The sequence below is a fragment of the Rhizobium sp. CF080 genome (assembly GCF_000282095.2).
Classification (GTDB): Bacteria; Pseudomonadota; Alphaproteobacteria; order Rhizobiales; family Rhizobiaceae; genus Neorhizobium.
This window is the reverse complement of the sequence record NZ_AKKC02000016.1, coordinates 263,848-274,014: the sequence shown is the minus strand read 5'-3', so window position 1 is coordinate 274,014 and position 10,167 is coordinate 263,848. Positions and strand designations below refer to the sequence as shown.

The window sequence follows — 10,167 nt, the reverse complement described above, 5'->3', positions numbered from 1 at the left end:
CAGCTTTGCGACAGGGGCCGCGTCACAAATTTGTTCGCGAATTTCGTTTTCTTGTCCGCTGTGACATTTCGAAAGAAGCTGCCACCCCCGCATAGACCACCAGCGACGACAGCCAGCCGAGGGTCACGTCCGAAAAATAGTGACCGCCGAAGGAGGTCCTGAGCGCTGGCGAGATCAGCGAGATGGCGATCAGCGGCGGCCCGAGCACCGGACGCAGCGGTTTCGGCAGCAAAACGATCAGGCAGGCCAGCCATCCGGCACCGGCCGCCTCGCCGGAAATGAAGGAACAGTTGCCGATGCAGGCGCCGCCGAAATCGCCGGCGGGCGTGAACATGGCCTTGCCGCCGAAAAAGTCGGTCTCGTAGGGGCGGGGCCGGTTGGAGACCTGTTTGAGGATCAGGTTGACCAGCACATAGGGGCCGATCAGGAAGGAAATCAGGGCGATGGAATAGTCCCGCGTCTTGCGTGGGCTATAGGTCGTGCCGTGGTGCTGCAGGTTGGCGATCAGCCGGTAGAGGATGTAGATCGCGACCAGCGCCGGCAGGTAGAAGAGGACGCGCCGGATCAGGACGAAGACCGTTTCGGCGCCATAGGGAAAACTGCCGCAGACGCGGCCCCGTTCGATCGCCTCCCCACAGGCGGCCTGGGCGAAAAAGGCGCGCGCTACGGCAAGGTCGATCTGCGGTGCCAGGTAGAAGACCGCCAGCAGCACCCACCAGAGCGCCATCAGCACGATGAACCATCCCTTCGGTCTGGCGAAGAATCGTCGCATGGCGGCAAACCGGTCGGAGACGGTGGGGGAGGGCGGGGTCATGCGAATTGATCCGGTGGTCATCAGGCGGCGCGACCCTAGAGCAAGACGCGCGGGATTTGAACAGGGCCGTGTGCCGATAGCCGGGAATGTCCGCGCCCGAAATCGGGCTTTTTGACGCGTCGGGACAGGGCGCCCGACTCCGGGTTGACGCGGTTGTGACTTCTCGCCCTTGCGCTTCAAGCCGAAACGGCGATGATCGCCGCTTGTTTCGAAAGCCTCCTGGAGTCGCAATGTCCGTGAAATTCGATATCTCCTTCGCCAAGTCCGCCAAGATCGATGGCGGCCTTGCCATTCAGCTCAAGCTTGCTGGCGACGGACCCGCGGCGGGTGCCGCAGAGGCCGACCCCGCCGGCATCGTGACCCGGGCTGCGGAGATCGCGAAGTTTTCCGGCAAGCCGATGTCGACGCTGGACCTCATCGCACCGCAGGGATCGCCGGCTGATCGGCTGGTCGTATTGGGCCTCGGCAAGGCCGAGACGCTGACCGCCTATGACTGGCTGAAGGCGGGCGGCATCGCCGCCTCCACGGTCAAGTCGATGACCAGGGTAGTGATCTTTGCCGATGCGCCCGGCCTTGCGGTCGGCGGCGCACAGATCGCCGGCTTAGCGCTCGGCATGCTGCTGCGCGCCTACAGCTTCGACACCTACAAGACGAAGAAGGGCGAAGACGACGACAACAAGGCGCCGAAGACGGTGAAGGTGACGATCGTCACCGCCGAGCACGCGGCCGCCAAGAAGGCCTTTGCCGAATCCGAGGCGATCGCCGGCGGCGTGCTTCTGGCGCGTGAGCTCGTCAACCTGCCGCCGAACGTGCTCGGGCCGGTCGAATTCGCCGACCGGGCAAAGGAGCTCGAAAAGCTCGGGGTCGAGGTGGAAATCCTCACCGAAAAAGAGATGAAGAAGCTCGGCATGGGCGCGCTGCTCGGCGTGGCCCAGGGTTCGGTTCGGCCGCCGCGGCTCGCCATCATGCAGTGGAAGGGCGGCAAGCCGAAGGAGGCGCCGGTTGCCTTCATCGGCAAGGGCGTCGTTTTCGACACCGGCGGTATTTCCATCAAGCCGGGCGCGGGCATGGAGGACATGAAGGGCGACATGGGCGGTGCCGCCGCCGTCATCGGCCTCATGCATACGCTCGCCGCCCGCAAGGCCAAGGTCAACGCGATCGGCATTCTCGGCCTGGTCGAGAACATGCCGGACGGCAATGCCCAGCGGCCGGGCGACATCGTCACCACCATGTCGGGCCAGACGATCGAGATCATCAACACCGATGCGGAAGGCCGGCTGGTGCTTGCCGATGCGCTTCACTATTGCAACGACCGCTTCAAGCCGCGTTTCATGATCAATCTCGCCACCCTGACCGGCGCCATCCTGGTGGCGCTCGGAAATCTGCAGGCAGGTCTCTTCTCCAACAACGACGCACTGGCCAGCCAGCTGACCGGTGTCGGCGACGTGACCGGCGAGCGCCTGTGGCGCATGCCGCTCGGCAAGGATTACGACAAGCTGATCGATTCGAAATTCGCCGACATGAAGAATACCGGCGGCCGCTATGCAGGCTCGATCACCGCGGCGCAGCTTTTGAAGCGCTTCGTCGGCGAGACGCCCTGGGCTCATCTCGATATCGCCGGCACCGCCATGAACTCGCCGTCGAGCGAGATCAACCAGTCCTGGGGATCGGGCTACGGCGTGCGGCTGCTGGACGAACTCGTCCGGGCGCACTACGAGATGGGTTGAGAACCCACATTTGTCGGTTCGACGAAATATGGGTTCTCAACCGTGATGACCGAAGTCCTGTTCTATCACCTGACCGAATCGAAGCTCGAGGATGCGCTGCCCGCGCTTCTCGAAAAGAGCGTCGAGCGCGGCTGGAAGGTGGCGGTGCAGACGAGCGGCGATGTGCGGCGGGACTTTCTCGACGCCCATCTGTGGACGTTTCGCGAGGACAGTTTTCTGCCGCATGGCACGGATGTCTCGCCGATGGCCGAGGCGCAGCCGGTTCTGCTGACCTCCGCCGCCGAAAACGGCAACGGGGCGACCGTTCGTTTTCTGGTGGACGGTGCCGAGCCGCCACCGATCGCTGACTATGACCGCATCGTCTTCATGTTCGACGGCTACGACGCCATCCAGCTGGACAATGCCCGCGCCCAGTGGAAAAAGCTGAAGGGCGAGGGCCATGCGCTGACCTATTGGCAGCAATCGGAAGAGGGGCGCTGGGTCAAGAAGGCCTGAACCGAGCCTGTTGACCTCTCAGTCGACGAGCGAAGCCAGCATCATCGACGAATTGCTGTGGCGCAGCCTGACGACCTTGTAGCCTTCCGCACTCAGCTGCGTCAGCAGCGCCGGCAGCATGGCGGCCGTGCGGGCATGGATGTCGTGCAGCAGGATGATGCCCTTGCCGTGCGCTCTCAGCGAATTCATCGTCCGCGTCGCCACGGCAGCGGGCGAGACGCCGAAATAGTCCTTGGAGTCGATCTGCACGTCCAGCACGACCATGCCGTTCGATGCGATCCACTGGCGCAGGCGGCTTGTATCGGCAAGGTAGGGGAATCGGAAGAAGCCGGCATCTTCGTGGGTGACGCTGGTCACCGCATCGCGCCCCTTCTCGATCTCGGCGACGGCCGCATCGAAGGAAAGGTGCTGCAGGTCGGCATGGCGATAGGTGTGGCTGCCGATCGTGTGGCCGGCATTGACGACCTTGCGGGCGATCTCCGGATGGGCCTTGGCCATCTGCCCGACCATCAGGAAGGTCGCCTTGACGTCGTATTCGTCGAGGATGGAGAGGATCTTCTCCGTCTTCTTCGGCATCGGGCCGTCGTCGAAGGTCAGCACGACCTCCTTGTTGGCGAGCTTCAGGTCGGAAAGCGACGAAACGGTGAGGGTGCGGCCGGAAAGGCTGCCGGGATTGTTGAAACGTCCCCAGGCGACCGGCGTCAGCGCCACCGGCGAATCCGCCTCGGCCTTCTTGACCGGGTTGGTCGAGGAGAGCGCCTTGGCGGGTGCAAACGAAGTGGCAAGCGAGCCGCCCTCGGTCTGGCTGCGACCGGCGCAGGAGGAAAGAAGGCACGCGACGACAGCGGCGACGCAAAGGACGCGGACGAACATGGGAGCGACTCGGCTAAAAAGTGACTAAGGAGTTGAAGCGAAGTCACATTCACCGATTATGGTTAATGGCTGGTTATGATGGGTCTTCGGTTGTGCTCGATTGGCGAATTGAGCGTCCATCCCATATGCGCAGGATCTCGATCCTGTCCATCTGAATGCGGTAGAGGATGATGAAAGGCGTTCTTGCGATGACGAGTTCGCGGGTGCCGGGAAGCGCTCCGGGGCGTCCTATTTCCGGATTGTCCTTGAGAAGCCGCTCAGCGTTCTGAAACCGCAGCCGCGCGTAACGAGCACCTTGCGGAAAGACCTGCGTATAATAATCCTTCATCCATCGGAGATCCGCGCGCGTCTGCGGTAGATAGACGATCTTCATCAGAATCAGACGGGTTTGGAAGGCTTCAGAAAGATATCCGGTTCCGGTTCCGGAAGTTCGTTTTCGGCTCCCCAGGAGGCGATCCAGTCGTCCATTTTTTCGCTGGAGATAAAGGTGCCTTCGTCGGCTGACACAATCGCCTGCTCGAGCTGAAGGCGTTTCTCCGCCTGGCCTTCCAGATAGGTCTCGATAGCCGTCACCGCTATTTCGGCCATCTTCTGCTCGCTGGCTTCCGCCTCCGCCTGCAGGCGTGCCTGGACATCCGGTTTAAGGCGGAGTGATAGCGAGTGGTTCTGCATTGGCGACCTGGTAAAGTCAGGGTTGAGGGAGGATGATAGCTTAAATGTTCTGCTGACCCAAAGATAACTTCATCTGCCCCCGCCTTCTAGACCGACTAAAACGTCTGCCGGAATAATGATCACGCGAGGTCCGTCAGCGCAAAATCCTCGCCGACATAGAGCAGGCCGACACCGGCCATTTTGGCGCCGGCGTAGCTGAAGCAATCGCCGAAGTTCAGTTTGGCGGGATGGCGGCCCTTGCCGTAGCGGGCGAAGGCGTCCACTGCGGCAAAGGCAGTTTCGGCTGAGGCAGGGAGGACTTCGATTTCGAAACGCTCGATGAACCTGCTGACCAGAAGCCTTGTCGTTGCAGGTTCCATGTGAAGACGGGTGCTCAAGACGACCGCGGCTTCATATATGACGCTCGGACCTAAATAGCGGTGCGACGCGACACCGATCTGCCGAAGGAGATTATTGGCCATGTCCGCATCCAGAATGATCTCAACGACAGCCGAGCTATCGATGAACATCGTTCTCTCCCCACATGTCGTCCAGGAAGGCCTTCTCGTCGAAAGGAGGAAGGGACGAATATTCGGGCAGGTTGAATTCTTTTCTCAGCTGATCGAGGCGCTCTCTAAGCGGCGGTTTTTCCGCCTTGTCCGATGCCTCCGACGCTTCCACCACGCGCTGCAGCGCCTGGCGGATGGCATCCGTCTTGGTGGGCGCCTTGAGGATCTTCCGGGCCTGTTCGGCGAGTTCGTTGACGCGTTCGTCGCGGACATAAAGGGGCATGGCGGCACCTCGTGAATATACAGCGAAAGGTAATGTATATTCACCGGCGGAACAAGGTCACCCCGCCATCGCCTCTTCGTACTCCGACGACAGCATCAGCCATTGCTCTTCGGCGGCGGAGAGCTTTGCTGCGGCCTCGCCACGTTCCTTGGCTTTCTGGGCGGCCTTGGCGGGGGCTTTTTCGTAGAGAACCGGGTCTGCAAGTTCTTTATCAAGAGCCTTGATCAATTTCTCGAGCTTGGCCGTTACGGCTTCGATTTCGTTGATCTTTTTCTTGAGCGGTGCCAGCGAGGCGCGTTTTTCGGCATTCGCCTTGCGCTGGTCCGCCTTCGAGGACAGATCTTCGGTCAGCTCAATTTTTTCGTCTTTTTTTTTGCCGGAGCTGACAATCAGGTTGCGGTATTCCTCCAGGTCGCCTTCGAAGTTCGACACGGTGCCGTTGTTCACAAGCCACAGCCGGTCGACGGTGGCCTCGATCAGGTGGCGGTCGTGGCTGATCAGGATGACGGCGCCTTCATAGTCGTTGAGCGCTTCGATCAGCGCGCGGCGGCTGTCGATGTCGAGATGGTTGGTCGGTTCGTCGAGGATCAGCAGGTTCGGCGCATGGAAGGCCGCAAGGCCCATCAGCAGGCGCGCCTTTTCGCCGCCGGAGAGGTCCTTTGCGGCCGTCGCCATCTTTTCTGTCGCAAGCCCCATCTGCGCCACGCGGGCGCGAACCTTGGCCTCGGGCGCATCCGGCATCAGCCGGCGCACATGGGCGACGGGCGAATCCGCCGGCACCAGGTCGTCGAGCTGGTGTTGGGCGAAGAAGCCGATCTTCAGGTTCGGCGCCAGGCGGATATCGCCGCTCTCCGCCTTGAGGCGGCTGGCGATGAACTTGGCGAAGGTCGATTTGCCGTTGCCGTTCGAGCCGAGCAGCGCGATGCGGTCGTCATTGTCGATGCGCAGTGTGATGTTCTTGAGGATCGGCTTGCCCGGTTCATAACCGACGGCGGCGTTCTGGATCGCAACGATCGGCGATGCGGGCTGTTTTTCCGGCTCGGGAAAGGTGATCGGCTGGACATGATCCTCGATCACCGCGGCGACCGTGCCCATGCGTTCCAATGCCTTGACGCGGCTCTGCGCCTGCCGTGCCTTGGTGGCCTTGGCCTTGAAGCGGTCGATGAAGCTCTGCAGGTGCTTGCGGGCCGCCTCGTTCTTGGCCTTGGCCTTGGTCTGCAATTCGTCGGCCTCGGCCTTCTGGCGCTCGAACTGGTCGTAGCCGCCGCGATAGAAGGTCAGCTTCTTCTGGTCCAGATGCACGATGGCATTGACCGCGTTGTTCAACAGGTCGCGGTCATGGCTGATGATGATGACGGTATGCGGATAGCGCCGGATATAGTCTTCCAGCCATAACGTGCCTTCGAGATCGAGGTAGTTGGTCGGCTCGTCGAGCAGCAACAGGTCGGGCTCCGCAAACAGGACGGAGGCGAGCGCCACGCGCATCCGCCAGCCGCCCGAGAAGGACGAGGCAGGGCGCGACTGCGCTTCCTGGGAGAAGCCGAGGCCGGCGAGAATGCTGGCAGCGCGGGCTTCCGCCGAATGGGCGTCGATATCGACGAGCCGCATCTGGATGTCGGCGATGCGGTGCGGGTCGGTGGCCGTTTCCGCCTCCGCCAGCAGTGCGGCGCGCTCCTTGTCGGCGGAAAGCACGATTTCGATCAGCGAATCCTCGGTGCCCGGCGCCTCCTGCGCCACCTGGCCGAGCCGGGCGTTCTTCGGATAGGAGACCGAACCGGTTTCCGATCCCAGATCGCCGGTGATGACCTTGAACAGCGTGGATTTGCCGGCGCCGTTGCGGCCGACGAGACCGGCCTTCGTGCCCGCCGGAAGCGTCACGCTGGCATTGTCGAGGAGGAGGCGCCCGGCAATGCGGGCGGAAAGGTCGGTAATCGTGATCATGGCGGCGGTTTTGGCCGAAACCCTGTTGGTTGGCAAGGGCGGCGATGGATCGGTATTCCCTGTCCCGAGGGAAACAGAAAGTGATTGCACGCCCTGGTAGCTAAATGAAGCGGCGCTGCCGTCGGCCGCGATGGCGCGACCGAACTTCAATCGGGAGAGCAAATGTCATGAGAGTGAGAAGATGGACGTGGTCGATGCTGCTGTCGGCCTCCGCGCTGATGATCCCGCTCGACGCGGGGGCGGTGGAGTTTACCTGCTGGGATCCCGGCGGCGTGGGATCAGCCAATGCGGACGCGGAATACTGGACGCCGGAAAGAATTGCCGCGGCGATCCCTGAGCGCGAAATGATCGAGACCTTGCCCACAACCGGGTTTCCGCGCGATGGCGGCGGCACCCTCACGGAGGATGCGGAGCGGGCGCCGATCGACCAGGCGCCCTACAAATTCGGCGGCCAGCTGCTCTACACGCGTGGCGGGGACGATTACACCGCCAGTGCCCAATTCGTCGCGGATGCGAATATTGTCATCGGCGCCGCCCACAGTCTCTGGAAGGGCGGCATGGCGGCGAGCAACATCCGCTTCTATCAGGGATATTCCAACGGCGGCGGGACGCTCTACCGCATGGACAGGGCAGCGGTGCTGTTGCGCTGGACCGAGGTCGCGGACAACGATCCGAGCCTCGCGCGGTCGCAGTTCGACTATTCGGTGATGCGCACCACCGTCGCATCCGCCGTCGGCAAATATGAACTCGGCATCGACGGCGCCCATGTCGATGAAAACGTGACAGTGACCGGCTACCCCGCAAGGTTGGAGGACGGCCAGTATATGTATCAGGAAACCGCCCGTATCGTGGTGCAGGCAGGCACCTCCTATGACGCCCGCCCGCATCCGATGCATGGCGGCGGCGCAAGCGGCGGGGCGTGGTTCGTGACAGCGAACAACGTCCATAAGGCGGTCAGCGTCGTCTCCAGCGGCGCACCGGACGGCGTTTTCGGTCCGAGTTTCACGCAGGACACCGCCGATCTGATCGCCATCGTCAAGAACGGTTGCCCGTAAGTCACCCAATCCGGGCAGGCGGCGACGGGCGGCCCGGCCCCGGGGAGGCGTTCGCGTCATTCAGGCCGCAGGGTCTGAATGACGCGAGATGATCTGCAGCGACCTCTTGTTGAAAATGACGATGCGGTGCTGCCGCACGCCGATCAGCCGCTCGCTCTTCCAGGCCTGTAGCTGGGCATTGATGCGCGGTCGGCTGGCATTGATGAGCTGGCCCATGCGGCTCTGGGATATCGGTTTTTCGATGAGGATGCCGTCGCTGGTCGACCGCCCGTGCGCGGCGCCGAGATTGAGCAGAAGGCGCGCAAGGCGGGTCTCCAGCGGGTAAAGCGCCATTCCTTCCGCAAACATCATGGTGCGGTGGAGCTTTCGGGCGATCGTGCGTATCAGGTAGGAAGACACGTGCGGGATTGTCGAGAGTTCGTTGAATGTCTTCCGATCGATTTCGAGCAACCGGGTCGTCCCGCAGATCACCGCGTTCGAGGAATGCCGGTAGTTGAGAGCGAACTCGATCTCGCCGACGGCATCCCCCGGCTGAAGTTCGGAAAATATCACCTCGTTACCTTCCTCGGATATAAAGTAAAGGTATATTCCGCCAGAAATTATAATATAGATCGTATCGCAAGGATCCCCACTCATGAATAGTGTCTGTCGATCCTTGTGTGTATTTATATTTATTCTGTTGGAAAACGCCGAGATAACCACATCATCGGCAGCGCTGAACAGTTCCATTTTTCTTATCTCGTCCGAGATTTTCTGGCTCTTCGTTGTTTTCATCTTCTCCGTGACCACCCTGAGATCGGAAACGCCGTTACCATCCGTCGGGTTGATATTTATCAACAATGCAAACCAGGGTTGTCACCCGTGTTACATATTTCGAGATTTAAATATCCTAGGTTGTGCTTGTGCAAATGGCATTCCACGGAAACGGGTGCCGGGAGCGAAGACGCCGTCATCGCGTGGTGCGGTGCGGCAACCTGAAAGAGGAGAGGTATTATGACCATTTATATGGGCCAGAACGCGATCAAGGCCTTCAGTGCACAGGCTGCTGGCCAGCTCTACAGCCTCAGGGTTCTCAACGAGCATTCGAAATGGCAGCAGTTCGCGCTGTATCAGACGATCCCCCAAGTCATCGGGCCGTCGTTCTCCCCGTCGTCGCTGGCCTGGATGGTCGGTGGTGCCGCCGCTGGCAGCGCTACTCAGCCGAGCATGTCGTCCTTCAACTGGACGATCGACTATGCCGCGACAGTCGGTCACATTCAGCAGCTCGGCTCTGCGGGTTCGCCCCGCTCATTCATGACGTCGAGCACGACCAGCGTCATGATCGACACTCACAATACGGTGCCGGTCACCTATCAGGGACCGTTCCCCAATGGTGCTCCCGGCTTTCCGGAGGGGCCCACCGACGGTGTCAAGGGTTTGATCGTCGTCAAGGCCGACAGCACCATTCCGGACACCGAGGTGCAGGACAGCAAGAACACCTACCTGAATGTGGGCATCGCCATGGCCGGCAAACCGACGATCGCGGTCCAACTCGAGCCCGGCATCACCTATCAGTTCACGCCCAAGCCGAAATACTACATTCTCGCCGGCGCGTTCGTCGAAGGACAGGTGATCGACACGGCCACGACTTCGGCAGCCTATGAGGTGAGCTTTGCCGGCGTCACGGATGTTGCGGTCCGGTTCACCCAGCAGAACCAGTTCATGCCGGTATAGTTCTGCCGGCGGCCCGCCCCGAGCCTTCAACAGGGACCGGTCGTCGGATGCTACCCCTGTCGGTAACCGATCGTTGTTCGCGAAATGGAAGGCCGTGGGCAACCGC

At 61.4% G+C, this 10,167-nt stretch carries 12 protein-coding genes; 4 read left to right on the top strand and 8 right to left on the bottom strand.

Features of this window, described 5'->3' with window-relative positions; genetic code table 11:
- Positions 1 to 22: 22 nt before the first annotated feature.
- A complete protein-coding gene (locus tag PMI07_RS31600) occupies positions 23 to 814 on the bottom strand; it encodes a phosphatase PAP2 family protein (protein WP_007750828.1) in 792 nt (263 codons plus the stop codon).
- Between the two features lie 230 nt (positions 815 to 1,044).
- On the opposite strand from PMI07_RS31600, the gene PMI07_RS31595 reads away from it, so the two are divergent.
- Both PMI07_RS31595 and PMI07_RS31590 read left to right on the top strand, forming a co-directional pair.
- Positions 1,045 to 2,541, top strand: a complete 1,497-nt coding sequence (locus PMI07_RS31595) for a leucyl aminopeptidase (protein WP_024164340.1) — start codon at positions 1,045 to 1,047, stop codon at positions 2,539 to 2,541.
- Between the two features lie 45 nt (positions 2,542 to 2,586).
- Entirely contained in the window at positions 2,587 to 3,036 is a 450-nt protein-coding gene (locus PMI07_RS31590; protein ID WP_007769549.1) for a DNA polymerase III subunit chi, read from the top strand.
- 18 nt (positions 3,037 to 3,054) lie between these two features.
- Here PMI07_RS31590 and PMI07_RS31585 read toward each other — a convergent pair whose 3' ends face one another.
- The 6 genes from PMI07_RS31585 to PMI07_RS31560 form a co-directional block, all read right to left on the bottom strand.
- Entirely contained in the window at positions 3,055 to 3,909 is an 855-nt protein-coding gene (locus tag PMI07_RS31585) for a polysaccharide deacetylase family protein (protein ID WP_007769552.1), read from the bottom strand.
- Between the two features lie 73 nt (positions 3,910 to 3,982).
- Positions 3,983 to 4,282: a type II toxin-antitoxin system RelE/ParE family toxin gene (locus PMI07_RS31580; RefSeq protein WP_007769554.1), complete on the bottom strand. Its 300-nt coding sequence runs from the start codon at positions 4,280 to 4,282 to the stop codon at positions 3,983 to 3,985.
- 5 nt (positions 4,283 to 4,287) lie between these two features.
- Positions 4,288 to 4,581, bottom strand: a complete 294-nt coding sequence (locus PMI07_RS31575; protein WP_007769555.1) for a hypothetical protein — start codon at positions 4,579 to 4,581, stop codon at positions 4,288 to 4,290.
- 119 nt (positions 4,582 to 4,700) lie between these two features.
- Positions 4,701 to 5,090: a type II toxin-antitoxin system VapC family toxin gene (locus PMI07_RS31570; protein WP_007769556.1), complete on the bottom strand. Its 390-nt coding sequence runs from the start codon at positions 5,088 to 5,090 to the stop codon at positions 4,701 to 4,703.
- The gene (locus PMI07_RS31565; protein ID WP_007769557.1) at positions 5,077 to 5,352 is read right to left on the bottom strand and encodes a type II toxin-antitoxin system VapB family antitoxin; all 276 of its coding nucleotides are present in this window, start codon (positions 5,350 to 5,352) and stop codon (positions 5,077 to 5,079) included. Before PMI07_RS31565 ends, PMI07_RS31570 begins: the two co-directional genes overlap by 14 nt.
- A 57-nt stretch (positions 5,353 to 5,409) precedes the next feature.
- Complete coding sequence (locus tag PMI07_RS31560) at positions 5,410 to 7,293, bottom strand: ATP-binding cassette domain-containing protein (RefSeq protein WP_007769559.1); 1,884 nt, start codon at positions 7,291 to 7,293, stop codon at positions 5,410 to 5,412.
- A 167-nt stretch (positions 7,294 to 7,460) separates the two neighbouring features.
- Between PMI07_RS31560 and PMI07_RS31555 the strand changes: the two genes are divergently transcribed.
- Complete coding sequence (locus tag PMI07_RS31555) at positions 7,461 to 8,348, top strand: hypothetical protein (RefSeq protein ID WP_007769562.1); 888 nt, start codon at positions 7,461 to 7,463, stop codon at positions 8,346 to 8,348.
- Between the two features lie 60 nt (positions 8,349 to 8,408).
- On the opposite strand, the gene PMI07_RS31550 is transcribed toward PMI07_RS31555, so the two are convergent.
- A complete protein-coding gene (locus PMI07_RS31550; protein WP_280949785.1) occupies positions 8,409 to 9,077 on the bottom strand; it encodes a Crp/Fnr family transcriptional regulator in 669 nt (222 codons plus the stop codon).
- A 264-nt stretch (positions 9,078 to 9,341) separates the two neighbouring features.
- On the opposite strand from PMI07_RS31550, the gene PMI07_RS31545 reads away from it, so the two are divergent.
- Positions 9,342 to 10,061 (top strand): hypothetical protein, encoded by a 720-nt coding sequence (locus PMI07_RS31545; protein WP_007769566.1) that lies wholly within the window; start codon positions 9,342 to 9,344, stop codon positions 10,059 to 10,061.
- Positions 10,062 to 10,167 lie beyond the last annotated feature (106 nt).